Source organism: Terribacillus aidingensis (assembly GCF_040703035.1).
GTDB lineage: Bacteria > Bacillota > Bacilli > Bacillales > Amphibacillaceae > Terribacillus.
The window spans coordinates 298,334-324,514 of record NZ_CP159996.1; the positions used below are offsets into that span (position 1 = coordinate 298,334).

Here is a 26,181-nt window from a genome sequence, read left to right on the forward strand (position 1 = left end):
TCCATAAGGGAGAAGTAACTTCCTGTTTTTTTGTAATAAATGAAAGCGTTTTCTTAAAGTGTGTGTTAGAATATTTTACAATGAAATTAGAATTATTAGATTTTTTCGACGATATACTATTGCGGATTTGCTTGTATTTAGGTAACATCACAGGGAAGGAAAGCTCACATGAATTTTGCATACATAGGAGGAAGAGCTAATGAGCACTATTTCGATTGATAGTCTTATAAGAGATAAAGCGGAAAAACTATGCGCGGTAAGTGAACGTATTTGGGAGTTCGCGGAACTGCGTTTTCAAGAGAAACGATCAGCAGCGCTTCTTGCGGATGTGCTGGAAGAGGAAGGGTTTGACGTCCAGCGCGGTATTGCAGGTATCGAAACCGCATTCGTAGCAAACTTTGGTGCAGGTAAACCAGTGATTTCATTTTTGGGTGAATTTGATGCGCTATCCGACTTGAGTCAGGAAGCTGGTGTGATTGAACAGAAGGCGATTGTGCCTGGAGGTTCAGGTCATGGCTGCGGGCATAATTTGCTTGGTACAAGTGCACTTGGTGCAGCATTGGCAGTAAAGGAGTATTTACAGGAGAACGGATTGAGCGGTACTGTTCGTTACTACGGATGCCCAGGAGAAGAGGGTGGATCAGGCAAAACCTTCATGGCTAAAGAAGGTGTCTTTGATGATGCAGATGCAGCTATTACATGGCATCCATTTACGCACAGCGGGGTGCAAAGAGCTGAGACGCTGGCCAACTATCAAGTATATTTCAAGTTCAAAGGTAAAAGTGCACACGCAGCAGGGGGACCGCATTTAGGGCGCAGTGCGCTGGATGCGGTCGAGCTGATGAATATCGGCACCAACTTCCTGCGGGAGCACGTTATACAGGATGCGCGTTTGCATTATGCGATTACGAATGCTGGGGGCGTTTCTCCAAACGTTGTCCAGCCAGAAGCGGAAGTTCTTTATTTGGTCAGGGCTCCGGAAACAGAGCAAGTAGAAAGTATCTACCAGCGTGTAGTGAAGATTGCCAAAGGGGCAGCTCTGATGACAGAAACAGAGTTGGAGATAACATTTGATAAGGCCTGTTCCGGCTTTATCCGTAATACAGTCCTTGAACAAGTGATGCAGGAACAGGTGGAACGAGTTCAGGTGCCTGAATATTCGGCAGAAGAACTTGATTTTGCAAGAGGTATTCAAACGACGCTAAGTGATGAGGATATCTCTTCTGATAAGCGATCCATCCTGATGCTGATCGGCAAGGATGCAGAAATGTGGGAAGAGGAGATGGAGGCATCACCACTCCTTACAACACCAATTCCGTATCATGATGCAGACAATTTACAATATGGTTCAACTGATGTAGGAGATGTGAGCAGAATAACACCTACTATACAGTTCCATGCAGCTTGCTTTGCCATTGGTACTCCATTACATACATGGCAAGTAGTGTCTCAGGGCAAAACGCCTCTGGCTCAAAAAGGAATGCTTTATGCATCTGAAGTAATGGCTGCTACTGCATTGTCTCTATTTGATAAGCCAGAACAGCTGGAAGCTGCAAAGCTTGAACTGCAAAAACGACTAGGACCAAATGGATATACGAGTCCTATCCCGGATGGTGTCAAGCCAACCATTTTAGCTTAACTAACAGATTGGGGGTAAAGAGATGGAAAAACAAACACAGAATGGCGGTTCGCAAAAGCCTCAAAAAGAAGAGGGAAGGGCTCTTAAGTTTCTCTCAGCAATAGAACGTGCTGGTAATAAGCTTCCTGATCCATTTATGCTATTCATTTATTTGGCAGTCTTCATCGCTATTGTTTCCTGGATCATGAGTATGCTTGGCGTATCCGTCACCACGCCTGAGAATGAAGTTGTGGAAGTAAACAACATGATATCGAAAGAAGGCTTGATTTTCGCTCTATCATCCATGCTGGACAACTTCACAGGCTTTGCACCACTGGGTCTGGTGCTTGTCATGATGTTCGGTATTGGTCTTGCGCAGCATGTAGGATTCTTTGAAGTGGTCATGCGTGGAATGATCATGAACATTCCAAAGAATTTGGTGACGTATATGGTCATTTTTGTCGGTTTGTTAGGGAACTTGGCTTCGGATGCTGCAATGGTAATTATACCGCCGCTTGCTGCCATGATTTATTATTCTATCGGTAAGCATCCGATTGCCGGTCTTCTTACATCTTTTGTAGCTGTATCCGCTGGATTTACAGCAAATATCCTGATTGCTGGGACAGATGTCTTGCTATCGGGTATCTCGACAGAAGTTATTCAAGGGCAATATCCTGATGCACGAGCTGTTTCACCGCTCGATAACTGGTATTTCATGAGTGCTTCTACCATCATGCTTGTCTTTGTTGTATCCTTCATTTCCAAGAAGCTCATTGAACCGCGCCTTGGGGAATTCAATCCCGAATTTGCAGATAAGAGCATCCTTACTGCGCAAATCGAGAAGCTTCGTCCGGAACAGAAACGCGGCGTTCGGAATGCGATAATAGCAGCTGGAGTATATTTGATTCTTGTGTCCTTGCTTATCGTACCTTCTAATGGTATTTTGCGTGGTGAAGATGGGGCGATTCTTCAGTCTCCATTTTTAAGCAATATCGTGCCACTGATTTTAGTTCTTTTCATTATACTGGCGGTGTCATATGGTTTTACTGCTGGTACGCTCAAAAAGATCTCGGACATCCCAGAAAAAATGGGTACAGCAATGAAGGAGATGTCAGGCTTTATTGTACTGGTATTTGCTGCTGCACAGTTTATCGCATATTTTGAATGGACTAATATTAGTACAATTATTTCCGTGAACGGCAGTATCGCTTTGGAAAACATGGATATGACAGGTATAGGAGCGATGGTAGGCTTCACCATCATCTCATCTATCGTCAACTTGTTCATCACAAGCGGCTCAGCACTTTGGGCGCTGCTTGCGCCGGTATTCCTCCCGATGTTCTATCAGTTAGGTTACGATCCGGCTTATACGCAGGTAGCCTTCCGTATCGGGGATTCAGCATTTAATATCTTGTCCCCAATGAATCCATACGTCGTAATGCTGCTTGGATTCATGAAACGTTATGACAAACGTTCTGGTCTTGGAACGCTTATGTCACTAATGCTTCCGTTTGCAATCTTGATCTTAGTTGCTTGGATCATTATGTTCGTTGTTTGGAGTTTGCTTGGTCTGCAGGTTGGTCCAGGTGTCGATATTCGCTTATAAGAAATTGGGCGCGCGCTTATGTGGCGCCCTTTTTTATTGACGTTTTCTTTGGAATGCGATAAATTAATTACTGAAAGTAACTCGATAATTATAAGTAACTAATAGGTGGTTGCTTAGTCGGGTATGCTATCAAACGGTACTACAATTTTTGGAGGGATATATAATGACTCAAGATTTTTTCAAAGCTTTAGAAAACAGAAGATCTATTTATGGACTAGCAAAGGAATCTCCTGTTTCTGATGAACGTATTCAGGAAATTGTGGAGTTTGCAGTTAAATACACACCATCCGCTTTCAACTCTCAAAGCACACGTGTAATCGTGCTTCTTGGAGACAAGCATGATCGTTTCTGGGATCTTACAGAAGAGCAGCTTCGTGCAGTCGTGCCTGCTGATAACTTTGCGCCAACTGAAGAAAAAATCGCATCTTTCCGTAATGGATATGGTACGGTTCTATTCTTTGAAGATGAAACAGTTGTGAAAGGTCTTCAAGAGCAATTCGCACTTTATGCAGAAAACTTCCCAATCTGGTCTGAGCAGACTTCTGGTATGCACCAGCTTGTGGTCTGGACTGCATTGGAGATGGAAGGTCTTGGTGCGAGCCTGCAGCACTATAACCCATTAGTGGACGAGGCTATCCAAAAAGAATGGGATATCCCATCCAACTGGAAGCTTCGCGGTCAGATGCCTTTTGGTAAACCGACAATGCCAGCTGGCGATAAAGAATTCCAACCGTTGGAAGAGCGTGTTAAAGTCATTAAATAAAAAAAAGTGCTATTGTCGCATATGGACAATAGCACTTTTTTTAGATATAATTATTCGAAAATTCTGTTACAGTTGTGTTACATATGTTTCTTCTGCAGAAAGCCGGGGTATATAGTAGCTACCATTATCATTAATACGAAAGGAAGGAAGCAAAGTGAGTGCATATCCATATAAAAAGTTGCAGCATGCCGGTGACTTGTCAGATGATGAACGAGATGAGATTCTGACTACCTTGGAGCGATACATGGATTACTTGCGTGATGAATTGTCGAAATCAGATGACCTTCCTGCTGTTAAATAAAAAAAGGAGTATCCCGGTGATGGGATACTCCTTTTCTATTTAAAGTAATGCCGTAATTAAGAATGGTAGAGTGACAATGGACAGGATCGCACTGATTACAAATGCAGATGCAACCTCTGATTCCAAGCTCTTGAAGCGGATAGCAATCATGGAAGCAACCGCAGAACCTGGGAATGATACAAGCAATACAGCTTGTACGAAATCATCATGTGCTACACCTAGAGCGTAAGCAATACCGACCATAGCAAGCGGCTGAACAATTGCTTTCAGGATTGCGATGGAGAATGCTGATAGGCTTAGCTTGATTTTGTTGATACCGATTGTAACACCGACAGCGAATAGAGCAACACCGGAAGTTACATCACCGATTTGATCAAGTGCATCCACACCTAGGTCTGGAAGCTGGAAGTTGAAAACAAGTACAAGGATTAAGCCGACAATCGGTACACAAGCAAGTGGTTCGCTTAGACCATGAAGAATAGACTTGATTGTTACCTTGAACAGGCTTTCTTGCTTCTCGTTTGAGTCTGTATTGCGGCTGCGTTCTCCAACTGTACCAAGGATAGTCGCCAATGGATCCAAAACAGCATTTACGATGATACCCATCAATGCGATAGGAATTGCAACAACATCAGCACCGAAGATACTTCCCATAACCGGGATACCCATAAAGGCAAATGTCGGCTGTGTTGAGTTCAAGGAGAACATCGTTGATTGTACGAAATCGTATTTAGTAGTCCATCTAGTAATTAATAATACAACGATGAAGAATCCAATAACACCAATTAATAAAGCGCCGAGAAATGAAGCTTTGTCAAAGATAGTCTCGCGGGAAGTAGTTGTAATCCCTACGAATAAGTGTGCCGGTAAGGCGATTTTTGTTACAAGTGTGTTGATCCCTTTGGATGTCTCTTTATTAAAGATTCCGCGATTTCCTGCAATGAATCCAAGCAGGATTACAAAGAAAATCGGAATTAGTATGATGAAAATTTCACCAAAACTCATGTTCTTTCCACTCCCTACAGTAGTTATATTGCTCAAGTTGTCAAAATTAATACAGGTGCCTCCTTTTGGAAGGAGTCACCTGCACCATTAGAAATTCTTTAAAGGCTTAGCCTCTGATGGATTTGTATTCTGGTTTCCAAACAGATTTAGCTATTAGGTCTTTGATTTCTTCAGGTTTTGCATCAGATACGCCGTCTTCGATAGCTGCTTTTGCAACTGCTTCTGCAACAGCGGTTGAAACTGGTTGAAGCTCATCGATTGCTGGAAGCAAAGAGCCGCCTTGTGTGTTGCTGTTAACCATGTCTGCAATCGCATTAGCTGCAGCTGCAAACATAGAATCTGTGATCAAGTTTGCTTTAACAGCGATGGATCCAAGTCCAAGACCAGGGAACGCAAATGCGTTATTTGCTTGACCGATATGGTAAGTTGTTCCTTTGTATTCAACAGGGTCGAATGGGCTGCCTGTTGCAATCAATGCTTTGCCATCTGTCCACTCAAGCAAGTCTTTTGGAATTGCTTCTGCAAGTGGTGTTGGGTTAGACATTGGCATGATAACTGGATTTTCTACATGCTTCGCCATTTCTTTAATGATTTCTGCACTGAATGCACCAGCTTGACCAGATGTACCGATCAAGATAGTTGGTTTCACTTGTCGGATAACTTCAGCAAGACCAATGATGCCATCTTCTTTATTCCAGTCTTTCACTTCGTCAGCAGGACGAAGGTAAGGTTTTTGGAAATCAGCAATGCCGTCCATATCATCAGTTAGAAGACCGCGTTGGTCGATTGCCCAGAAGTTTTTCACTGCGTCTTCCTTAGAAATACCGTCAAGTACCATTGCAGCTGCGATTTGGTCTGCGTTACCGATACCTGCAGAACCAGGTCCGAATACAACTACACGCTGTTCGCTAATTGGTGTACCAGTAACTTTGGAAGCACTCATAACAGCAGCGAGTGTGATGGCACCAGTACCTTGGATATCATCATTGAAAGTAAGGATTTTATCGCCATATTTATCGATGATGTTACGAGCGTTACGGTTACCGAAGTCTTCCCAGTGAAGAAGTACGTTAGGGAATTTCTCTACTGTTTTGCTGATGAATGCATCGATGAACTGATCGTACTGCTCGCCGCGTACACGTTTATGACGGTTACCGACGTAAAGTGGATCGTTAAGCAATGCTTCGTTGTCTGTACCAGCATCAATTACTACTGGAAGCACACGGTTAGGGTCGATACCAGCAGCAGCTGTGTAAACAGCAAGTTTACCGATAGCGATATTCAATCCGCCGACACCCCAGTCACCAATTCCAAGAATGCTCTCAGAGTCAGTTACTACGATCAAATCGATTTCATCTGTGTTAAGCAATGTATTTTCGTATGCTTGCTCGATGCTGTCCGGGTTGTTGATATCAAGATAAACACCGCCTGGGCGTTGGTACTCATGGCTGTATTCCTGGATAGCTTGTCCTACAGTAGGAGTATAAACGACAGGAAGCATTTCGCTTAGATGATCAGTCAACAGACGATAGTAAAGAACAACGTTACGGTTATACAGCTGGTTCAATGTGTTGTTTTTCAACAAATTGTTAGGCTGTGCATTGAACTGTTCGTAAGCGCGTTTTACTTGCTCATCCAATGTTAAAACGGTCGCTGGCAAAACACCTTCAAGACCAAGCTCAGCTCGTTCTTCTTTCGTAAAAGCGACACCTTTATTTAGAAAAGGATTTGAAATTAAGTTCTTACCTCTTAGAGAAGTGGATATGGATCCATCTTCATTATTGCGATATGTGTTCATATCTGATTCCACCTTTTCGAATGATTACTTACCTTTTGTAACTGCCACAATCCATTCTATCACTAATCAATTGTTAATCAATTTTAACAAAGTATTTAAAATAACTATTGCATTTACTGAGTTTGTGTGATATTTCACATACTAAATGACCGTCTGAAAAACCGCGGTATTAAAGTATTTTACTGATGTGAAATAAATTCAATTATTACTTATTTATTGTTTTTTTTAATTACAAAAATATACAATCTATGCTTTGTTTTATTATATTTAATTATTCTGACTGTTCGGCTTTTTAATTCAAATCCTTCGTGTTAAGCTTGTTTTTATAAGATAGAAGGGGGATTTAGGTATGGACATTGTTAAAGAATTGAGTAAATTGATTCATCCCGGGAGGATATCAACAGCGGCGGCAGTCATCAGCCAGCACAACCATAATGCATCCTATCACCCAGCGGCTGATCCAGATGTGGTCATCTTTCCCGAAAATGCACAAGAAGTCAGCGCAGTTCTATCGTTTGCCAACGAACATGGAATACCTGTTACTCCTTTCGGTAAAGGTTCTAGTTTAGAGGGGCACGCGATTCCTTATGAGGGAGGCATCTCTCTCGACCTTGGATTAATGAATGGCTTGAAAACCATTAGTGAGGAAGATGGTTTTGTCGTTGTCGGGTCAGGTCTGACACAGTTTCAATTGAATGATGCCCTAAAGAAATATAAATTATTCTTCAGTGTAGATCCTGGTGCTGAGGCGACACTTGGAGGTATGGCAGGCACGAATGCAAGTGGTTCTTATACCGTCAAATACGGCACAATGCGGGACAATATCTTGGACATGGAGGTTGTTTTGCCGAGCGGGGAAATCATACATACGGGTTCGAAAGCCGTGAAGTCCTCTTCCGGGCTGCATTTATCCGGATTATTTGCGGGCTCAGAAGGAACGCTTGGTATTATTACAGAACTCACTCTCCGTGTGTATCCAATTCCGGAAGCAAGTGTAGCAGCTCGTGCTGTGTTCGATGACTTTGAAGAGGCCGTGGCAGCTGTGGTGAGACTACGTACTGCGGGACTCGACTTGGCTAGAATCGAGTTTGTTGATGCGGTCTCAGTAGCGCATGTCAATCGATTCGCTAATACATCTTATATCGAACAGCCGACAATCTTTTTCGAGTTGAATGGTGAGGTTGAGCATCTTCAGCATCAAATCAAACGGATGGAGAAATTATTGGAGCCGTTTCATGTGGCGGAATTCCTAGCAGAAACCGATTTGGCATCGCAGGAGCGTCTGTGGGATGCGCGGCATAATCTTGCTTATTACTACATTCAAGCTGCACCAACAAAACGGATGCTCGTGACAGATGTATGTCTGCCGATATCAGAGCTTGCGGAGGCAATCCTGCACGCAAGACAAGCAGTTGATGGCAGCGGCTTGGAGGCTGGTATCGTTGGTCATGTAGGCGACGGGAATTTCCATATCATCGCGATGGCGGATTTTGAGGATCCCAATGAAGTAACGGCAGCTAAACAGCTCCATAGGGAAATAGTTGACTATGCACTTGCCCATGAGGGCACATGTACAGGTGAGCATGGTGTAGGAGTAGGGAAGAAGAGCTATCAGCCAAAAGAACACGGTACAGCTTACGAATTGATGCGAACCATCAAGCGGGCTATTGATCCGCGAGGAATCATGAATCCTGGCAAACTTATTGATTAAATAGAAAAAGAGCGTATTCCCCCTCAAGAATACGCTCTTTTTTGTTTATCCTTTTTTGCTGAATAGGTCTGTAATTGCGTGCACCAATTCAATGCCTTGAAAAGCAAAGATAGATAATGCACTGATGGAAAATGCTACGACGATGATCGCTCTTGCCACAAACATTTTCGTCCCCTCCTTTGGAATGCTAAGATACCTTCAAGCAAAAGGGAAGACTATTCAGCGGTAACTCGATTGATAGAAGACGGCCAGCAGGAAATGCCGGACCGCCTGCTTCGTCTGCTTCATGCGTGCTTGCATCACACTTGCAACAAGCAGCACGGGCAGAAAAGTCAGGACTGCTGTTTGTGTTGTGATCGGAAACCAGTGTTTTTCATCATCCGGCAAATCAGCCTTATGGATAACGACGTGCTGTGGTTGAATATCATTTGCTTCCCAATGATACATTGGATGCAGCACAATTACTTGCAGCATGATAGACAGCACGAGTCCGATAAATAAAAGAGCAGCTTTACGTTGCATTTCCTCCCCACCTCCTATCCGTTTTGATTTCTTAACTATATACCCATTTTGTAGGATTGTAAATGGTTATTTATTAATATTCTTACTATTCGGAAATTAAATCGAATAAAAAAACCTGTCCTATTAAAAGGGCAGGTTTTTTGAAAGGATTATTATTTTGTTGGGGCTGGTTCATCCGGTGTAACCCATTTTTCCGCCCATTCTCTTATGGAAGTAATCACAGGGCGCAATGCATGACCCTTTTCAGTCAGTTCATATTCAATACGGACGGGTGTGTCCGGATATACTGTTCTTGTTGTAATGCCCGCTGCTTCCAGCTCTTTAAGACGTTCAGAGAGCAAACGCCCGCTGATTGGCAGGGACGATTCCAATTCAGAGAATCGCTGTGATCCTTCTAAGAGGCGGAAAATGATAAGACCAGTCCAACGTTTGCTTAAAAGCTCCATTCCTGACTCAAAGCGTGGACATAATTCTTCGGATTTCATCTATCATCACCTCTGTATAAACACAGTATACTTCAACTGTTGTTTTTCATTATATATGAGGTTACGAAAAGTAACAAGTATATTATTCCTATAAGCTGAGGATTCTATACTGACTTTCTGGCTAAAAATTAAGAAAAATTCTATAATTAAAAGGAAAGTATGATGTAGGAGGAGATAAGATGGATCATCATTATTACATAGATTATGCGTGCAAATTAGCGGTTGCCAATGTGAACAGCGGCAAGGGCGGGCCATTCGGTGCCGTCATTGTAAAAGATGGAGAGATTGTCGGTGAAGGAACGAACTTAGTGACAAGCTTGCATGACCCAACGGCACATGCAGAGATACAGGCCATACGTAACGCAACGAGCAAATTGGGTCATTTTGAGCTTGAGGATTGTATCATTTATTCCAGCTGTGAGCCTTGCCCGATGTGTTTGGGAGCAATTTATTGGGCTCGTCCGAAAGCATTGTACTTCGCTTATACGAAAAAGGATGCTGCTGTAATTGGATTCGATGATGATTTCATTTATCAAGAGATAGAAAAACCTTATGAGGAACGAAAGATTCATACGGTACAGCTCCGTGGTGATGAGACAGCAGATCCAATGAGAGCATGGACAGAGAAGGAAGATAAGGTGGAATATTAAAGAAAAGGCGATTCCTTTATATGAGGGTCGCCTTCTTTTTATGTGTTGCATTGAAAGTATCGAGATAAGTTAGGAGCTCGGACACTTGCAGCGGTTTGCTGAACATATAGCCTTGTGCATAATCACACTGTAAGTTTTGTACCCAAGTCAGCTGTTCTTCGCTTTCCACACCTTCTGCTACTATAGAGAGCTGGAGTTTTTTCGCTAACGTCACAATGGAAGAGACGATGGCTTGATCCTGAAAATCCTCGGGCAAATTCGCAATGAAGGCGCGATCGATTTTTAGTGTGTCTACAGGCAATTGTTTTAAGTAATTGAGACTATTGTAGCCTTTACCGAAGTCATCGAGCGCAATACGAATTCCTAATCCCTTTAACTCCATTATTGTATGTGCAGCACCTTCTACATCTTGGATTGCGGTTTCCTCTGTTATTTCGATTTCCAGTTTCGTTACATCTACTTCAGGATATATCTCCATCTGTTTGCGAATGAAGCTTAAGAAGCGATTGTTATAAAATTGCTGGGTGCTGATGTTAACCGCAACATGAAGATCCCGGAACGCTTCTTTGTTCATTTCGGCAAAGACAAGTTCAATCATCTTCATATCTAACGCAATGATGTCTCCATTCTTTTCTGCCAATGGGATGAACTTAGCTGGCGGAATGATTCCGTGGATGGGATGAATCCAGCGGCATAGAGCTTCGACACCATAGACACAATCCCCGGCGCTTGCCATCTTAGGCTGGAAATACACCTGAATTTCTCCATTGGCGATGGCGCTGCATAATTCCGATTCCAGCAGCAATGGTTGTGAGTCATGCAGGCTGTCATTGGCAAAGAACTTATAATTCGACCTGCCGCTTTCTTTTGCTAAATACATGGCGATATCAGCAAAACGCATTACTTCCTTACTCGTTGTCCCATTATCAGGAATCAAAGCGATTCCGATACTTGTGCTGACACTCACTTTCCGTCCTTCAATGAAAAATGGCTCTTTTACGCATTGTATGATAGCTTGTGCCAGCTGTGTCGCATCTTCCTTTTCAGCAGCTGGATGAAGCAAGGTGAATTCATCTCCGCCTAGTCGAGCAAGCATGCTCCGTTCTGGAAGCATCTGTGAAAGGCGCAATGTGACAAGCTGCAGCAGCTTGTCGCCGAATTTATGTCCGAGCGTATCATTGACTGCTTTAAAACGATCCAAATCCATGAAGAACAGAGCTGCTTGGCCATTTTTACGCTCTTCTAAATAGACAAGCAGCTGCTGTTCAAAGTAACGGCGATTCGGTAGATTCGTCAATTCATCATGATTTGCGATATATCGCAATCGATCTGCTTGTTCGGCCAGCTTCTGATCCGTAGAAGTAGAGACAAAAGCCAATACCTGTGTCAGCAGGATCACAAGCATCACGCTAATAGCAAGATTGATGTTATTCGGCGTAAACACAGGTTCAGGCAGAATTGAACTGCTGTTCACATGGACGACAGCCGCTTTCATTGCCGTATAGTGCATGCCGCAAATGGCAATGCCCATCGTAATTGCGCTGAAAAACTTAAACAAATGCTGTGTTTGACCGGTTTTGTTTTGGAAGTAATGGAACAGGAGCAGTGAGACACAAGATGCTATAATAGCAATGATGATTGATAAATAGTAATAGGCTCCTCCATGGTGCATCATACCGTCTAGACGCATGGCCATCATGCCTATGTAATGCATACTTACAATTGCTGCTCCCATAGAGATGCTTCCTGCAAAGAGACGGAATGCAGTCATTTTTATAGAAGAAAGATAAAAAGCGATAGAGGTACCAGCAAAAGAGAAAATCATGGACAAGATGACAATGCCAGGATCGTAGGTGACCTCCACGGGCAGTTTATACGCCAGCATGGATATGAAATGCATCGACCAGATACCGAGAGCCATCAGAAGTGAACTGGAGATAAACCAAAAGAATTTACGCCAGCCTGTCGTGCGGTTTATCCTGGAACACATATCCAGGGCGATATAAGATGAAAGTATTGCAATGAATATGGACACGACAACAAAGGTGACGTTATATGTACCAGTGACTTCCTGCATGTAAAACCTCCGAGTTGTTATGTGGTCAAATAGTCTTAGGGATATTGTATACTCGAGGGACGGAAAAGCAAACAAATATTCATTAAATTATAGTAATTATTCTTAGCCAACAGGGAGGATATGACAGTGCGGAATGATTTTATCTACGATGTGATCATCGTAGGAGGCGGAACGACCGGATTATATACTTCCTTTTATACAAAGCTGCGGAAGATGACGACTTTATTGATTGAAGCCACTTCGGATTTCGGCGGGAAAGTAGCGCAGTTCTATCCGGAAAAGCACATTTATGATGTAGGTGCTTATCCTGTTGCTACTGGGGAAGAAATGGTTGCCAGACTGCTTGATCAAAGCAGGAAGGCAGAACCGGAAATCATAACAGGAGAGTTTGTCGAGCAGATAAGAAAACAAGAAAATGGGATATTCGAAGTTGAAACAACCGCCAGTAAGCTGTATATGGCTCGTACGATCATCCTCACCTGCGGAATGGGAACCTACCAGATGAAACCGCTGCGGCTTGATGAAGCGGCTCTTTATGAGAATAAAAATCTGCATTATTATCTTAAGTCAGCTGAAAAATTCCGGGATAAGCGTGTCACAGTCTATGCAATGAATCGGACGGGAATCGATTGGGCGATGTCGCTTGAGAAAATCGCTAAGGATGTGACATTGCTAAATCAGCGTGATTATTTCTTATATACGCCACCGCAAGTGATTGAAGCGCTTGAGAAGACATCAATACGCGTAAAATACAATCATAAAGTGACCAAGCTATTAGGGAACAGCCAAGGATTGCATACATTATTGGTGGAACGGGATGGTCTGCAGATGATGTATGAAACAGATGCGCTGTTGTATTATGAAAATGTCAACCTTACCCAAACTCCATTTGCCAACTGGGGAATCGGGACGGATAAGAACAAGGTCATCGTGGACCATAAGATGGCGACCAATGTACCGGGCATCTACGCAGCGGGAGATGCTGTACAATATAGCAATAAGAATATGCTGATTGCGACAGGATTCGCAGAGGCAATCACAGCGGTCAATAGTGCAAAGTTATATTTGGACCCTTCAGCGAGTGCGCAAGTATACAGTACAATTGAATACCAAAAAAATAGAGGCTGATATCAGCCTCTATTTTTGTAGTATTTCACGTTCGAGCATATGGGCAACGCCATCTTTCTCGTTCGTTTCGGTTGTATAATCACAATGCTGCTTCACCTCATCCGTTGCATTGCCCATCGCTACCTTCGTTCCTGCCACTTCCAGCATCGGCAAATCATTCATGCTGTCGCCGATTGCAATGATATCTTCTTGCTTCACGTCCAGTTTCTTTGCAAGTTTTTTTAATGCGTTTCCTTTTGATGCTTTCCCATCAACAATTTCAATATTAAAATCGGCTGAAGAAAATAGATTCAGCCCTTTCTTGCTTAATGTATCGGCCGCAACGCGTCGTCTTTCTTCATCAAAGCTGACAATCGTTATCTTATAAATTTCTTTTTCCGCTTGGAAGACATCGATATAGTCATCTATCTCCTGGAGATTCGCCTGTCCAAGCTGACGCTCGCAAGCTCTCTCCATCTCATTTCTGTCCACGTTCCAGACGATATCCATTTCATCCTGTAGCAGCTGTTTTGCTTTTTTCGTGATGAATATGTCATTATTAGTGACGATTTCATAATAATAGTTTTCTTCATTAAGCCAAGCGATTATTTCTTTTGCGTAAATTGTTTCCATGGGTAAGGAAACTATAAGATATCCTTCTGGATCACAGGTGGAAGCTCCGTTTGCTCCGATAACCCAGGTAGAAAGCTGTTCACTTTGGAAGAGGCGCCGAACATCAAAATCAGCTCTTCCTGTTGCTATAACAATTTCAGCCCCTTTTTGCTGCGCTTTTTTTACAGCGTCTGCGTGCAGAGAGGATATAGTGTAATTTTGATTAAGAAATGTTCCGTCTAGGTCTATTGCTACTAATTTGGGCATTTGATTCAGCTCCTTTACTTCTTTTTTACACATATTCCCTCTTTTAAATAGGATGTAAACTGACGAAATAAGGGTAGTAAAGTATAATAAGGAGTCAAGCCGCTCACAATTTTAACAATACATATAGAATGGTTCACACCAAATGGAGGGAAAAGAATGGCTGGGAAATTACTATCCGTAATTGTGCCTTCGTTTAATGAAGCGGAAAATGTTAAGCTCTTCTATGAAGAACTTGCCAAAGAATTACAATACTCACCTTATGACTATGAAGTGATTTATGTGGATGATGGCAGTTCTGACACCACGCTATTGGAACTGAAAGAATTAGCGCATATGCACTACAACGTGCAGTATGTGTCTTTCACGAGGAATTTCGGGAAAGAGGCAGCAATATTGGCCGGCTTCCAACACGCCAAAGGAGATTGTGCAGTCGTCATTGATGCGGATTTACAGCATCCGGTTGCGCTTTTGCATGAACTGCTGGAAGGATTCGAAGAGGGATACGATCAAGTTATCGCGAGAAGAAACAGAAAAGGGGAAAGCCTTCCACGCAAAGTGCTTTCGACAATGTACTATAAGATCATCAATCGGTTTATCGATGTCCGTATCCAGAATGGTGTTGGGGATTTCCGTTTGCTCAGCCGCCGGGCTATCGACGCCCTATTAATCCTGAGCGAGGGCAATCGATTTTCAAAAGGATTATTTTCTTGGATCGGATTTGAGCAGAAGACAGTCTACTATGATAACGTCTGCCGTCAAAACGGGGAATCCAAATGGTCATTTGGAAAACTGTTTGACTATGGTATAGATGGTATCGTATCTTTCAATACAAAGCCATTGCGTGCCTGCTTATATGCTGGTTTCATCGTGTTATTCCTATCGCTGGCGTATATCCTTTATACATTTGTGGAAGTGCTAGTCCGAGGAGTGGTCACACCGGGTTATTTCACTTTGATCACTGCCATCCTGTTCCTGGGCGGAGTGCAGTTAGTCAGTTTGGGCGTAATCGGAGAATATATCGGCCGTATTTACAACGAAACAAAACGAAGACCGCATTACCTGGTAAAAGATACGAATATCGAGGTAAGGAAACAATATGAAAAAAATATGGAAGCTTGAATTTACCCGTTTTATTATCGTCGGTGTACTGAACACCATCTGCTATTACCTGGTATATCTGCTCTTCTATCAGCTTGCAGATATTTATTATCTCGTATCCCATTGGATTGGGATCATCATCAGCATGATTTTTTCGTTTTTCTTGAACAGTTATTTCACGTACGGTGTACGGCCAACGTGGCGGAAGTTTTTCCAGTTCCCGCTGACGCAGGCTGTCAATATAGCCGTATCTTCTGTTTTAGTGTATATATTCGTCGAAGGCTTCGGCTGGAGCGGTACAGTGGCGCCGATTGCAGCTGTTTTCTTCACTGTGCCAATCACGTTTGTCATCACAAGTAAAATCATGAAGAATGGACGTGAGGATGTAACACATGAAGCGTAGTTGGAAACTGGTGCTGCTTGTTTTAGCGGCACTCACATTTGCTATTTTAGTACATATGCATTTCATCCGAGAATACGTTGACGGCCGTTTCATGCTGGGACCAAATGATGGAATGGCACAAATGCTGCCCTTTAAGCAGCATTTGTATGATCAATATACGCAGGGGAATTTCTTCTATTCATTCTCCTTTGGACTTGGCGGCGGAATTTACAGTCAGCTGGCTTATTATTTCTCGACCAGCATCGTTTATCTGATCACATTGCTTGTGATAAAGCTGCTGGACATTGCCAATGTGATTGGAAGCCCGGATGTCATCACGTGGGCAAAAGCGATCCTGCCAGTTAGTATCATTAGGCTTACAGCAGCACTCTTGCTGGCGGTGGGTGTGTTTCGGTACTTACGCATACCGCTTGTACCTGCTTTTATCGGAGCGTGCTTCTATGCCGGCAGTGCCATCTATTTCAGGCACGTCGTGTACTGGGAATTTTTCGCCAATGCCTTTCTGTGGCTGCCGCTCCTTGTACTAGGAGTGGAGAAAATTATCCGGGAGCGAAAACCTTACTGGTTCATTGCTGCAGTGGCAATCTCCGTTTTCGATAATTTCTATTTTTCATACATAAGCTTTATTTTTATAGGGATTTATGCGATAGCGCGCTGGTTCATCAAGCTATCAGAAGATGAGCTGCCTATCAAATCCCAGCTGCTCTTTTTCATACCGTCCGTATTGCTTGGGTTCGGGATCGGTTCCATTTCATTCATCCCGTCTGTCTATGCCTTTTTGAATAATTACCGGCCGGCATTCGAAGACCCGATACCTTTTTATGGGAACGATGATAACATCTTATTCACAAGCAGAACGTTACTTCTGCCTGTATTATTTGTCTTCTTAATTTGTGTAGGAGGCTTTTATAAGAACAAGCTGTTCCGGTTGTTTGCACTGCTAAGCATCTTGTTCATTTTCTTCCAGGGAAGTCCTCGTATAGCGAGTATTTTCAATGGTTTTTCAGCTCCGCAATACCGTTTTGAGTATTTATCCATGTTCGTTGTTGCAGGGACTATTGCTGTGGGACTTACACAGTTACACAAGGTGAAGAAATGGCAGCTGCTGGTTGCTATAGGACTTACAGTTCTGTTATATAGTCTTTATTTGCACCATGATATGGCGCTGGATTTGGCAGATGACTGGGCGAAGTATGTTTGGACCGGAGCAGCGCTTGTGTTGCTGGCATTCCTTTTCTATATTCTAAAAAGGAAAGGATGGATGTTAGGTATCTGTCTGACGGTTGTTTTTGCAACGTATATACCGCTGATCAATGCCCATCAGGAGAAGCAGCTCTCTGATGCTGGGAATGTAGAGAATTCCACGCAGCAGCTACTGACAAGTGATAAATACGCAAGTAATGAACAGCGGGGACTGATAGATGATGTACTCGCGTCAGACGAGAGCTTTGCAAGACTCGAATGGAAGACAAATGATAATAACACAAATATGGTCCTAGGTTTTCCAGGTATCAGTATTTATTCGAGCATTTTGAATAAGGAGCTGCTGTTTTTCTATTATCATGATTTGAATATCGATATGAAACGGGAAAGCGTCAGCCGCTATTCGGGGTTTGGAAACAGAGCGAATTTGTACAGTATGCTGAATGGAAAATATATAATGTTCGATAAAGAAGAGAAAATAGCTGCGCCATATGGTTTTAGACCGTACATGGAGAGCAGTAATTATATTGTTTACCGGAATGATAACTTACTGCCATTTGCGAGAGTTACTGCAACTGCGTTTGAAGAGAAGGAATTGGAAAGTCATACACCGCTTGAACGGGAGCATGCAATGCTTGATGGTATTATTCTTTCTGAAAGCAGTTCGACTGAAGAAGCCGAATCACTTCCGGATCTGATGGATAAGGTCTCAGTGGAAGCAGCAGGAGGAACCTACCAGGATGGTCAGCTCCAAGTAGATCAAACAGAGGGCGGCCTGGATCTGAAGCTGGGTGATGATTTGCCGCAGACAGGTGATTATTACGTTAGTTTCTATCTGAAAAATAACGATGCCAGCGCACCATTATACGACTTGACAGTCAATGAGTTCGAAACAAACAGAAAATCGCAGCAGTCAATTTATCGCACGAAGGTCGATGAATTGACAATTCGGGTTAAAGCGGCCGATACTATCCGGATACGCTTGCCAGAGGGAAGCTATACAATGAAAGACTTCCGTTTGCAGCATGAAGACTATCAAAAGCTTGATTTTGCCGTTGCTGAAGCAGAGGACATTCCATTCTCCATAAGCCATAATCAGGTAACAGTAGACTATGATAATCTGCAGGAAGACAGCTATCTAAAAATACCTGTACCTTATGAGAAAGGCTGGCAGGTAACAGTCAATGGTGAAAGCCGGGAGCTTTTGAAAGCAGATTATGCGTTCCTTGGCGTACAGCTGCAGAACGGAGAGAACCACATTGTTTTCACTTATCGGCCGCCTTATTGGAATATACTGGTAGTTCTATGTATCGGAAGTCTGCTCGTTTCTCTAGTATGGGGAATTCTCTTGCGAAAACGTCATATGGCGGGTGAGAAAGGTGAAAAAGAAGCGTAAAAGAAAGCAGCAATCTCTTTCTACAGCATTCGGAACAGTATTTTTATTCGGATTGGGTCTCTTCTTTCTGCTATTCATTATCTCTGTTTTGGTAGAGAATGACGACAAAGAGCAGCAGGAAGGCAGAGTGCTGTCTGAAGATGTACTAGCTTATCGGGATACGGTAGAACAGGAATTGGCTAAATCGAATCAGGAGTCTCTGGCGCCGCTCGTTCTCTCGGTTATGATGCAGGAATCCGGCGGCAGAGGAGATGATCCGATGCAGTCTTCTGAAAGCAGATGCGGTGAGGTTGGCTGCATCAAGAACCCAGAAGAGTCAGTTTCCTACGGTGTTGCCCATTTTCTCCGTATGCTGGAAGAAGCGGATGGAGAGGAAGCTGTCGCTATCCAAGCATATAACTTCGGAAGGGGTTTTATCGGTTTTGTTGAAGAAAACGGTGGCGAGTTCAGTGAGGACTTGGCAGTTCAATTCGCTCAGCAGCAATATAAGAAGGTTGATAATCCGGAAGACTACCGCTGTATAAGACCTGAGTCCGAAGAACTGGATGCATGCTACGGAGATATTCATTATGTGGATGCAGTCTATAGCTACTTGCCGGCTGCTGAAGCGGCTTATAAAGAAAAATAACCCCCACGCTTAAGCAGATGGGGGTTTGAAATTAGAAAACACATTGAAATCACGCCACGCCTCCTCGATTGTTCGGAGGCGTTTTTTTACGTCTGCAGCCTTTTCTTTTCCGATCAAAGCGATGAATGCATGAATCAGGCTGATCGGAGCAGTCAAGGAATGTGTCAGCGATGGAGATTTACTAGAAGCCATGAATGAATAATCCGCTGCTGTAAGCAATGGTGATGACAGCCCATCTGTAATGGCGATTGCTTTTGCACCACGGTCCTTTGCCATTTGGAACAATCGCAGCGTGTGATTGGAATAACGCACGAAGCTCAAAGCAATTAGTGCGTCATCTTCCCGTATCGTGGAGATCTGGTCTATTGCTCTGTCAGATGGTTCGACGATTTCTACATTCTCAAAGATGAATGAAAGATGATAATGCAATAGATCGGCAACACTGACTGCACTGCGATTCGCTAAAATGAAAATCCGTTTAGAGTTGATCACTGTATCAGCTGCTGCATGGAAGGCATGCATATCAATTGCCTCCATCGTTTCCTGGATGTTCGCTTGATCACGCAGGAAGATGGCATATAAGTCTTGGTCCTCTGACTGAGCTTCTTCTGAAGGATGCTTGAACCGTTCGGTTGCATTCAGCTGCTCCTGCATAGCATTCTGCAAGGCGAGCTGCATCTCCGGAAACCCACGGTAACCCATGAAAGCAGCAAAACGGACGATCGTTGCATCACTCACACCTGCTGCATTCGCCAGTCCCTCTACATTGAGGAAAGGTGCCTGGTTTGGATGTTCGATAATGAAATTGGCAATTTTCTTCTGGGACTTCGACATCTGCTCCCGCTGACTGGAAATACGATGGTATATATCCGGCATGACGGAAAAGACCCCTTTCGCTTTCAGAGTTTACGCAAATATACGTCTTCGACCTCGTGATTGTTTCCTTTACGGAGGATAAGGTCGGAACGGCCTTTCGTTGGAAGTATGTTCTCATGTAAGTTCTTAGCGTTGATTTCCTCCCAGATTTTATCCGCTGATTCCAATGCTTCTTCAAGGGATACTTCTGCGTAATGGCGGAAGTAGGATTTAGGATCCTGGAAGGCTGTCGCGCGCAGCATGAGGAAACGTTCTTTGTACCATTTTTCAATGTTTGATTCATCAGCATCGATATAGATTGAGAAATCGAAGAAGTCGCTGACAAAGAATTGATATTCCTTCTTCACTTGCAGTACATTCACGCCCTCAACAATCAGAATGTCTGGATCGGATACTAATTCTGTCTGTTCAGGCAGTACATCGTAGGTGAGATGGGAGTATTGCGGCCCCGTAATATTTGTGCTGCCAGATTTCACCTGTCCCATAAAATCGATCAATGCCTTTATATCGTAGCTTTCCGGAAATCCTTTACGCTGCATCAGCTGCTTTTCTTTAAGAACAGCATTCGGATACAAAAATCCATCAGTCGTTACAAGCTCCGTTTTCTTATCAGGCAGTGCACGGGAAAGCAGTAATTGAAGCAATCGGGCGATAGTACTCTTTCCAACTGCCACACTTCCGGCGATGCCAATGATGAAAGGAACTTTCTTCTCGTTCGTACCGAGGAAGTTACCTGCTTTAGCGTGAAGCATTTCTGCTGACTCCAAATAGTAAGAGACAAGCTGTGTCAGCGGCATATAAGCAGTTTCTACCTCTGGCAAAGAAATCCTCGTATTTATTCCCCGGATTTCTTCAAGCTCTGTTTGAGTCAGGGGCGGTGTCTTCGTTTCCGAAAGAGCAGCCCACGCCTCCCGGGGAAAATGATAATAAGGTTTGTATGTATGCATGATTACCCTCAACTTCTGTCTGCGGATTTGAGAAATAGTGCAAAGTAAAAACGGTTACAAATACTTTTCCATTTTACTACGACAAAATTTAATAATCCAGAGCTGAATCTTGGGGTATAGAAGAGTGGGTATTTCTTGCATAACTTGTATATACAAGTTATGCTATTGTTGTATTCGCTTACATTACAAAACTAGGTGAGGTGGCAGAAGTGGATCTAAGACAACAGGCAGAAGAAATACTGGCAGCACTTGGAGGGAAAGAGAATATCCAAGCTGCAACACATTGCGTCACGCGGCTACGGCTGGCGTTGGCCGATGAGAGTAAAGTAGATAAAGATGCACTGCAGAACATTGATGTTGTAAAGGGTTCTTTTTCAGCGAATAACCAGTATCAGGTTGTTATCGGTCAAGGTACGGTGGATAAAGTATATAAAGAGTTCATTCAGGTTGCCGAAGTCGGGGAATCTACAAAGGATGAAGTGAAGGAAACGGCAAGTAAGAAGGGTAATCCGCTGCAAAGAGCATTAAAAACGCTTGGCGACATTTTCATTCCCATTTTGCCGGCTATCGTAACTGCGGGTTTATTGCTAGGTATTCATAACATCTTAAATAATCCAGGTATCTTCTTCGACAATGCATCAATCATTGAGGTTTATCCGCAATGGGCGGGTATTGCTGATATGATTTATGTAATCGCTAACACGGCCTTTGCCTTCCTGCCGGCACTGATAGGCTGGTCGGCAGTCAAGAAATTCGGAGGCAGTCCGCTGCTAGGGATGGTGCTCGGATTGGCATTGATTCATCCGTCCCTATTGAATCCGACTGATTATGCTAGCGCTGCCCTGGAAGGAAATGCGCCAGTATGGAATCTGTTCGGACTGGAGATCCAGCGTATCGGATATCAAGGGCAAGTGCTGCCGGTACTTTTCGCAGCATGGGTCTTAGCTAAAATAGAAATATTCCTTCGTCGTAAAGTACCAGATAGTTTTCAGCTGCTCGTTGTCGCTCCTGTAGCACTACTGCTTACTGGTATTGTAAGCTTCATCGTAATCGGGCCAATTATGTTCATCGTTGGAAATGCCATTACAGATGGCTTCGTAGCTGTATTCGATACAGTCGCTCCAGTTGGCGGTTTACTGTACGGTGCTCTTTATGGAGCTTTGGTCGTTACCGGATTGCACCATACATTCCTTGCGTTGGATTTACAGCTGATTGCTAATACAGGTGCAACCTTCTTATGGCCGATACTGGCATTGTCGAATATATCCCAAGGTTCTGCAACGCTTGGTGTGATGCTGGCAACGAAGGATGAGAAGCTGAGAGGGTTATCACTGACGTCTTGGATCAGTGCTTGGCTCGGCGTAACAGAACCAGCAGTGTTCGGTGTGAATCTGCGATTCCGTTATCCATTCTTCCTTGCTCTTGGAGCTTCGGCTGTCGCTGGGACATTCATTGCCTGGAGAGGTGTGGAGGCAAGTTCGGTAGGAATCGGCGGTGTACCGGGTATCTTTTCTATACTGCCGGTGAGCTGGGGAGCCTTTGCAATCGGTATGGGAATAGTCATTGTGGTGCCGTTCGTCACAACGTATCTAGTAGCTAAAAGAAAAAAGAATGTGTAATCAAGGAAAGGAGATTATAATGCGCGAACCATGGTGGAAGAGAAGTACTGTATATCAAATTTACCCGAAAAGCTTTCATGATACGACAGGCAATGGAATGGGGGATTTGCAGGGAATAATCGAAAAGCTCGATTATTTGAAGGAGCTCGGTATTGATATGGTGTGGCTGACGCCAATCTACCGATCGCCGCAGCGTGATAATGGGTATGATATCAGTGATTATTACGAGATTGAACCTGCTTACGGTACGATGGAAGATGTGGAAAGATTAATAGGGGAATTGCATGAGCGTGATATGAAGCTGATGATGGATATCGTCATCAATCACACCTCAACTGATCACGAATGGTTCCGCCAGGCGAAATCTTCAAAGGATAATCCTTACCGTGATTATTATATTTGGCGAGATCCGCACGATGGCGCAGAACCGAATAACTGGGTATCCAAGTTTGGAGGTAATGCCTGGAGTTTAGAGGAACATACGAATCAGTATTATTTACATCTTTTCGACAAGACGCAGGCGGATCTTAACTGGGAGAATGAAAAGGTGCGGAAAGATTTGTTCAAGATGATGAATTTCTGGGCAGAGAAGGGTCTTGATGGATTCCGTCTGGATGTTATCAACCTTGTTTCAAAAGTCCAGAGCCTACCCTATGATCATGATGCCCCAGATGGTCAATTTGGGAAAGAGTACTACACAGACGGACCTCGAATCCACGAATTCATGCATGAAATGAACCAGGAAGTTTTCACACCTCATAGTCTAGTAACAGTTGGCGAGATGTCGTCTACTAGCTTGGCTTCTTGCCAGCAGTATACAAAACCAGATGCCGAGGAGTTGAGTATGACATTCAATTTCCACCATCTGAAGGTGGATTATGATAACGGAATGAAGTGGACAGATGGTAAGCTGGAGTTCATTAAGCTGAAGCAGATTTTATCTGACTGGCAAATCGGTATGCATGAGGTAGGTGGCTGGAATGCCCTCTTCTGGTGCAATCATGATCAGCCGCGTATTGTCAGCAGGTTCGGAGATGACGGTCAATACTGGAAGGAATCAGCAAAGATGCTGGCAACCGTTCTGCACATGATGCAAGGAACTCCTTATATTTATCAAGGAGAAGAGATTGGAATGACCGACCCGAAGTTTTCTAACATCGAAGATTATAAGGATGTAGAAACCCACAATGCATTTCAAGCCCTCAAAGAGGATGGTATGGGCAGTGAACTAGCCTTGAGAATCATCCAGCGCCGCTCCCGGGATAATTCGCGGACTCCGATGCAGTGGAACCAAGAAAAAAATGCTGGCTTTACTGATGGAAATCCGTGGATTGCAGTGGCATCGAATTATGCTGATATCAACGTTGAAAAGGCGCTGCAGGATGATGATTCGATTTTCTATCATTATCAAAAGCTGATTAGATTGCGGAAGGAATATGCTATCATAACCCATGGAGACTATGAACCGATATGTATGGATGATGATCGTGTCTTCTGTTATGAACGGAAGTGGAATGGTGAAAAATTGCTTGTCGTAGCGAATTTCTTTGGAGAGACAGCAGAATTTTCCTATCCGAAAGAACACATGGCAAAAGCAGAAATCCTGCTTTCCAATTATGCTGATAGTCCGTCAGATTACAGAAAGATACGGCTTCGCCCGTACGAAGCGGTCATTTACCATAGTAAAGCGTAAAGGCCTGATAGGGATGGAGAAGAAGTTTCAAACAATCTATGATTTGTTAGCAAGAGAAATCCAAACAGAGAAAATCAAGGCAGGACAGCTGCTGCCTTCTGAAAACGAACTGACGGAGAGATTTGCGACATCCAGGGAAACGGTTCGCAAAGCCTTGCAATTGCTGTCCCAAAATGGGTACATCCAAAAGCTGCAAGGAAAAGGCTCGGTCGTGCTTGAACAGGATAAGCTGCCTTTGCCGGTCAGCGGATTGACGAGCTTCAAGGAGCTGGCCCGCTCGATGTCGCAGAAGGTGGAGACATATGTATCGTCACTTTCTAGTAAGGAAGCGAGTGGCATTACCCAACAGCTGCTGCAATGTGAGGAAGGTGCGCCTGTATGGGAGCTTCATCGTTTGCGTAAGCTGGATGGCGAAGCGGTCATCTATGATAAAGATTTACTGTTGAAGGAACTTGCTCCTGGTTTAACAGAAGAAATAGCAGCTGACTCAATCTATGATTATCTGGAACAGGATCTAGGGTTATCCATTAGTTATGCAAAGAAAGAAGTTGTCGTTGAAGAAGCTCATGCGGAAGATAAAGCAATAATGGATTTGGGAAGTTATCAACAGCTTGTCGTAGTGCGCAGTGCAGTTTATCTTGAAGATACAACTTTATTCCAATATACCGAGTCGAAGCATCGACCGGACAAGTTTCGTTTTGTCGATTTTGCTCGAAGAACAAAATGAGAAATAAATAAAATGTGCATAGCTTAAAGGCTATGCACATTTTATTGTGGGTAAAGAGAAGCTTGTACACAGAAAAATTCTGTTTGTTCACATAATTTGTGTGTAACGCAAGTTATGCACAGAAAAATTTGACGAATGCTGGTGCAATCCATTTTATCCACAGGTGGATATCATTTAAGGGCGAATCCGCTTGCCTAAAATAACTAAATCCCGCTCGATGCCATCTAATTCGGCTACGTTCGGCATATCAGCCCAGCGCTCAAATCCGAAACGCTCAAAAAGTTTAATGCTCGGTTCATTATGTCCAAAAACGAAACCTAGAACGGTCTTGAAATCCAATGCTTCAGACTGGTCTAGAACGAACTGGAGCATATCTTTTCCTAATCCTTTTCCTCTGGCATCCTGATGAATATAGATGCTGACTTCCACCGTTTTGTGATAAGCTGCCCGGCCATAAAACGGCTCCAAGCTGATCCAGCCCAGTACGATTCCGTCTTCCTCCACGACCCAAAGCGGTCGCTGTTCTGTATGATGCTGGAACCAATCCAGTCTGCTTTCCACTGATATCTCTTCCAAGTCTGCGGTGACCATTCTGCCGGCAATCGTGGAATTATAAATGGAAACAATTGCGGGAAGATCGTGAAGTTCTGCGATGCGGTATTGCATGTCCATTCCCCCATGGTTTTTGACTAATTATACTAAACGGTTAGATAGAAGAATAGTCTGAATGAGTTTGGGGTACTAGGTAAGCAGGTGAAATGGCAGATGAGAGGATGTGGATTATGTATTCAGTAACATTCGGTAAATTGCTGCAATTCGCTGCTATCGGCTTAGTGATTGGCTTCATCATTGGTATGGTCGCTATGCTCGGCTTTGATTTAAACTTTATGGCTATGATTCTAAGTGTATTGCTCAGCATCATTGGAGCATTTGCGGCAGGTATGTACGCGGAGCTGTATCATATTAGGCAGGCAGTGAATGAACAGACGGAGAAGACATTGAAAAAAAGAGGGTAATAAGAAGTTTCGGCTGCTGCATATAGCGGCTGAACTTTTTTTTGATAAAATTT

General features: G+C 43.5%; 24 protein-coding genes. 15 read left to right on the forward strand and 9 right to left on the reverse strand.

Translation table 11 applies throughout. From position 1 onward, the window contains the following. Nucleotides 1-199 precede the first annotated feature (199 nt). The 4 genes from ABXS78_RS01660 to ABXS78_RS01675 all read left to right on the forward strand — a co-directional run bounded on the left by ABXS78_RS01660 (nucleotide 200) and on the right by ABXS78_RS01675 (nucleotide 4,288). Nucleotides 200-1,639 carry a M20 family metallopeptidase gene (locus tag ABXS78_RS01660; RefSeq protein WP_366248646.1) on the forward strand — a complete coding sequence of 480 codons (1,440 nt, stop codon included), beginning with the start codon at nucleotides 200-202 and terminating at the stop codon, nucleotides 1,637-1,639. Between the two features lie 22 nt (nucleotides 1,640-1,661). Beyond that, nucleotides 1,662-3,224, forward strand: coding sequence for an AbgT family transporter (locus tag ABXS78_RS01665; protein WP_366248647.1), 1,563 nt, complete (start codon nucleotides 1,662-1,664; stop codon nucleotides 3,222-3,224). 163 nt (nucleotides 3,225-3,387) lie between these two features. Beyond that, a complete protein-coding gene (locus ABXS78_RS01670) occupies nucleotides 3,388-3,987 on the forward strand; it encodes a nitroreductase family protein (protein ID WP_366248648.1) in 600 nt (199 codons plus the stop codon). Nucleotides 3,988-4,141: 154 nt separating this feature from the next. After that, nucleotides 4,142-4,288, forward strand: coding sequence for a hypothetical protein (locus ABXS78_RS01675; RefSeq protein WP_170937651.1), 147 nt, complete (start codon nucleotides 4,142-4,144; stop codon nucleotides 4,286-4,288). A gap of 39 nt (nucleotides 4,289-4,327) precedes the next feature. Here ABXS78_RS01675 and ABXS78_RS01680 read toward each other — a convergent pair whose 3' ends face one another. Together ABXS78_RS01680 and ABXS78_RS01685 are read right to left on the reverse strand one after the other, a co-directional pair. Then, nucleotides 4,328-5,293, reverse strand: a complete 966-nt coding sequence (locus tag ABXS78_RS01680) for an AEC family transporter (protein WP_366248649.1) — start codon at nucleotides 5,291-5,293, stop codon at nucleotides 4,328-4,330. 106 nt (nucleotides 5,294-5,399) lie between these two features. Continuing rightward, on the reverse strand, nucleotides 5,400-7,091 hold the full coding sequence (locus ABXS78_RS01685) for an NAD-dependent malic enzyme (RefSeq protein ID WP_366248650.1): 1,692 nt from the start codon (nucleotides 7,089-7,091) through the stop codon (nucleotides 5,400-5,402). Nucleotides 7,092-7,440: 349 nt separating this feature from the next. Between ABXS78_RS01685 and ABXS78_RS01690 the strand changes: the two genes are divergently transcribed. Next, on the forward strand, nucleotides 7,441-8,802 hold the full coding sequence (locus ABXS78_RS01690; RefSeq protein ID WP_366248651.1) for an FAD-linked oxidase C-terminal domain-containing protein: 1,362 nt from the start codon (nucleotides 7,441-7,443) through the stop codon (nucleotides 8,800-8,802). Nucleotides 8,803-9,021: 219 nt separating this feature from the next. On the opposite strand, the gene ABXS78_RS01695 is transcribed toward ABXS78_RS01690, so the two are convergent. Together ABXS78_RS01695 and ABXS78_RS01700 are read right to left on the reverse strand one after the other, a co-directional pair. Next, a complete protein-coding gene (locus tag ABXS78_RS01695; RefSeq protein WP_366248653.1) occupies nucleotides 9,022-9,324 on the reverse strand; it encodes a hypothetical protein in 303 nt (100 codons plus the stop codon). Between the two features lie 152 nt (nucleotides 9,325-9,476). Further along, nucleotides 9,477-9,809, reverse strand: coding sequence for a helix-turn-helix domain-containing protein (locus ABXS78_RS01700; RefSeq protein WP_366248654.1), 333 nt, complete (start codon nucleotides 9,807-9,809; stop codon nucleotides 9,477-9,479). A 179-nt stretch (nucleotides 9,810-9,988) separates the two neighbouring features. Here ABXS78_RS01700 and ABXS78_RS01705 point away from each other — a divergent pair, with 179 nt between their 5' ends. Next, a complete protein-coding gene (locus ABXS78_RS01705; RefSeq protein WP_366248655.1) occupies nucleotides 9,989-10,459 on the forward strand; it encodes a nucleoside deaminase in 471 nt (156 codons plus the stop codon). A gap of 16 nt (nucleotides 10,460-10,475) precedes the next feature. Here ABXS78_RS01705 and ABXS78_RS01710 read toward each other — a convergent pair whose 3' ends face one another. Further along, nucleotides 10,476-12,536, reverse strand: a complete 2,061-nt coding sequence (locus ABXS78_RS01710) for an EAL domain-containing protein (protein WP_366248656.1) — start codon at nucleotides 12,534-12,536, stop codon at nucleotides 10,476-10,478. A 126-nt stretch (nucleotides 12,537-12,662) separates the two neighbouring features. On the opposite strand from ABXS78_RS01710, the gene ABXS78_RS01715 reads away from it, so the two are divergent. Further along, entirely contained in the window at nucleotides 12,663-13,664 is a 1,002-nt protein-coding gene (locus tag ABXS78_RS01715; protein ID WP_366248657.1) for an NAD(P)/FAD-dependent oxidoreductase, read from the forward strand. A gap of 9 nt (nucleotides 13,665-13,673) precedes the next feature. Here ABXS78_RS01715 and ABXS78_RS01720 read toward each other — a convergent pair whose 3' ends face one another. After that, nucleotides 13,674-14,522, reverse strand: coding sequence for a Cof-type HAD-IIB family hydrolase (locus ABXS78_RS01720; protein WP_366248658.1), 849 nt, complete (start codon nucleotides 14,520-14,522; stop codon nucleotides 13,674-13,676). Between the two features lie 156 nt (nucleotides 14,523-14,678). Here ABXS78_RS01720 and ABXS78_RS01725 point away from each other — a divergent pair, with 156 nt between their 5' ends. The 4 genes from ABXS78_RS01725 to ABXS78_RS01740 are packed head-to-tail and all read left to right on the forward strand — an operon-like array spanning nucleotide 14,679 to nucleotide 19,250. Next, entirely contained in the window at nucleotides 14,679-15,641 is a 963-nt protein-coding gene (locus ABXS78_RS01725; protein WP_366248659.1) for a glycosyltransferase family 2 protein, read from the forward strand. Beyond that, nucleotides 15,619-16,023, forward strand: coding sequence for a GtrA family protein (locus ABXS78_RS01730; RefSeq protein WP_366248660.1), 405 nt, complete (start codon nucleotides 15,619-15,621; stop codon nucleotides 16,021-16,023). The genes ABXS78_RS01725 and ABXS78_RS01730 overlap by 23 nt, the downstream gene beginning before the upstream one ends. Then, a complete protein-coding gene (locus ABXS78_RS01735) occupies nucleotides 16,013-18,622 on the forward strand; it encodes a YfhO family protein (protein ID WP_366248661.1) in 2,610 nt (869 codons plus the stop codon). The genes ABXS78_RS01730 and ABXS78_RS01735 overlap by 11 nt, the downstream gene beginning before the upstream one ends. Beyond that, nucleotides 18,606-19,250, forward strand: coding sequence for a lysozyme family protein (locus ABXS78_RS01740; protein ID WP_366248662.1), 645 nt, complete (start codon nucleotides 18,606-18,608; stop codon nucleotides 19,248-19,250). Before ABXS78_RS01735 ends, ABXS78_RS01740 begins: the two co-directional genes overlap by 17 nt. Before the next feature lie 9 nt (nucleotides 19,251-19,259). Here the strand turns inward: ABXS78_RS01740 and ABXS78_RS01745 are convergent, their stop codons facing one another. Further along, nucleotides 19,260-20,126: a MurR/RpiR family transcriptional regulator gene (locus ABXS78_RS01745; RefSeq protein WP_366248663.1), complete on the reverse strand. Its 867-nt coding sequence runs from the start codon at nucleotides 20,124-20,126 to the stop codon at nucleotides 19,260-19,262. Between the two features lie 23 nt (nucleotides 20,127-20,149). Further along, complete coding sequence (gene coaA / locus ABXS78_RS01750) at nucleotides 20,150-21,073, reverse strand: type I pantothenate kinase (RefSeq protein ID WP_366248664.1); 924 nt, start codon at nucleotides 21,071-21,073, stop codon at nucleotides 20,150-20,152. Between the two features lie 209 nt (nucleotides 21,074-21,282). Here coaA and treP point away from each other — a divergent pair, with 209 nt between their 5' ends. From treP to treR, 3 genes are read left to right on the forward strand one after another with little or no spacing between them, the layout of a single operon-like run. Then, the gene (treP, locus tag ABXS78_RS01755) at nucleotides 21,283-22,692 is read left to right on the forward strand and encodes a PTS system trehalose-specific EIIBC component (RefSeq protein WP_366248665.1); all 1,410 of its coding nucleotides are present in this window, start codon (nucleotides 21,283-21,285) and stop codon (nucleotides 22,690-22,692) included. A gap of 19 nt (nucleotides 22,693-22,711) precedes the next feature. Beyond that, a complete protein-coding gene (treC, locus tag ABXS78_RS01760) occupies nucleotides 22,712-24,385 on the forward strand; it encodes an alpha,alpha-phosphotrehalase (protein ID WP_366248666.1) in 1,674 nt (557 codons plus the stop codon). Nucleotides 24,386-24,398: 13 nt separating this feature from the next. Next, on the forward strand, nucleotides 24,399-25,112 hold the full coding sequence (gene treR / locus ABXS78_RS01765; protein WP_366248667.1) for a trehalose operon repressor: 714 nt from the start codon (nucleotides 24,399-24,401) through the stop codon (nucleotides 25,110-25,112). A 174-nt stretch (nucleotides 25,113-25,286) separates the two neighbouring features. Here treR and ABXS78_RS01770 read toward each other — a convergent pair whose 3' ends face one another. Continuing rightward, complete coding sequence (locus tag ABXS78_RS01770) at nucleotides 25,287-25,778, reverse strand: N-acetyltransferase family protein (RefSeq protein ID WP_366248668.1); 492 nt, start codon at nucleotides 25,776-25,778, stop codon at nucleotides 25,287-25,289. Nucleotides 25,779-25,894: 116 nt separating this feature from the next. On the opposite strand from ABXS78_RS01770, the gene ABXS78_RS01775 reads away from it, so the two are divergent. Continuing rightward, nucleotides 25,895-26,128 (forward strand): hypothetical protein, encoded by a 234-nt coding sequence (locus tag ABXS78_RS01775; RefSeq protein ID WP_366248669.1) that lies wholly within the window; start codon nucleotides 25,895-25,897, stop codon nucleotides 26,126-26,128. Nucleotides 26,129-26,181 lie beyond the last annotated feature (53 nt).

What these genes read in the sequence shown, in the direction of transcription:
- ABXS78_RS01660 (WP_366248646.1), top strand. Translation starts at nt 200, where the DNA reads ATGAGCACTATTTCGATTGATAGTCTTATAAGAGATAAAGCGGAAAAA.
- ABXS78_RS01665 (WP_366248647.1), top strand. Translation starts at nt 1,662, where the DNA reads ATGGAAAAACAAACACAGAATGGCGGTTCGCAAAAGCCTCAAAAAGAA.
- ABXS78_RS01670 (WP_366248648.1), top strand. Translation starts at nt 3,388, where the DNA reads ATGACTCAAGATTTTTTCAAAGCTTTAGAAAACAGAAGATCTATTTAT.
- ABXS78_RS01680 (WP_366248649.1), bottom strand. Translation starts at nt 5,293, where the DNA reads ATGAGTTTTGGTGAAATTTTCATCATACTAATTCCGATTTTCTTTGTA.
- ABXS78_RS01685 (WP_366248650.1), bottom strand. Translation starts at nt 7,091, where the DNA reads ATGAACACATATCGCAATAATGAAGATGGATCCATATCCACTTCTCTA.
- ABXS78_RS01690 (WP_366248651.1), top strand. Translation starts at nt 7,441, where the DNA reads ATGGACATTGTTAAAGAATTGAGTAAATTGATTCATCCCGGGAGGATA.
- ABXS78_RS01695 (WP_366248653.1), bottom strand. Translation starts at nt 9,324, where the DNA reads ATGCAACGTAAAGCTGCTCTTTTATTTATCGGACTCGTGCTGTCTATC.
- ABXS78_RS01700 (WP_366248654.1), bottom strand. Translation starts at nt 9,809, where the DNA reads ATGAAATCCGAAGAATTATGTCCACGCTTTGAGTCAGGAATGGAGCTT.
- ABXS78_RS01705 (WP_366248655.1), top strand. Translation starts at nt 9,989, where the DNA reads ATGGATCATCATTATTACATAGATTATGCGTGCAAATTAGCGGTTGCC.
- ABXS78_RS01710 (WP_366248656.1), bottom strand. Translation starts at nt 12,536, where the DNA reads ATGCAGGAAGTCACTGGTACATATAACGTCACCTTTGTTGTCGTGTCC.
- ABXS78_RS01720 (WP_366248658.1), bottom strand. Translation starts at nt 14,522, where the DNA reads ATGCCCAAATTAGTAGCAATAGACCTAGACGGAACATTTCTTAATCAA.
- ABXS78_RS01725 (WP_366248659.1), top strand. Translation starts at nt 14,679, where the DNA reads ATGGCTGGGAAATTACTATCCGTAATTGTGCCTTCGTTTAATGAAGCG.
- ABXS78_RS01730 (WP_366248660.1), top strand. Translation starts at nt 15,619, where the DNA reads ATGAAAAAAATATGGAAGCTTGAATTTACCCGTTTTATTATCGTCGGT.
- ABXS78_RS01735 (WP_366248661.1), top strand. Translation starts at nt 16,013, where the DNA reads ATGAAGCGTAGTTGGAAACTGGTGCTGCTTGTTTTAGCGGCACTCACA.
- ABXS78_RS01745 (WP_366248663.1), bottom strand. Translation starts at nt 20,126, where the DNA reads ATGCCGGATATATACCATCGTATTTCCAGTCAGCGGGAGCAGATGTCG.
- coaA (WP_366248664.1), bottom strand. Translation starts at nt 21,073, where the DNA reads ATGCATACATACAAACCTTATTATCATTTTCCCCGGGAGGCGTGGGCT.
- treC (WP_366248666.1), top strand. Translation starts at nt 22,712, where the DNA reads ATGCGCGAACCATGGTGGAAGAGAAGTACTGTATATCAAATTTACCCG.
- treR (WP_366248667.1), top strand. Translation starts at nt 24,399, where the DNA reads ATGGAGAAGAAGTTTCAAACAATCTATGATTTGTTAGCAAGAGAAATC.
- ABXS78_RS01770 (WP_366248668.1), bottom strand. Translation starts at nt 25,778, where the DNA reads ATGCAATACCGCATCGCAGAACTTCACGATCTTCCCGCAATTGTTTCC.
- ABXS78_RS01775 (WP_366248669.1), top strand. Translation starts at nt 25,895, where the DNA reads ATGTATTCAGTAACATTCGGTAAATTGCTGCAATTCGCTGCTATCGGC.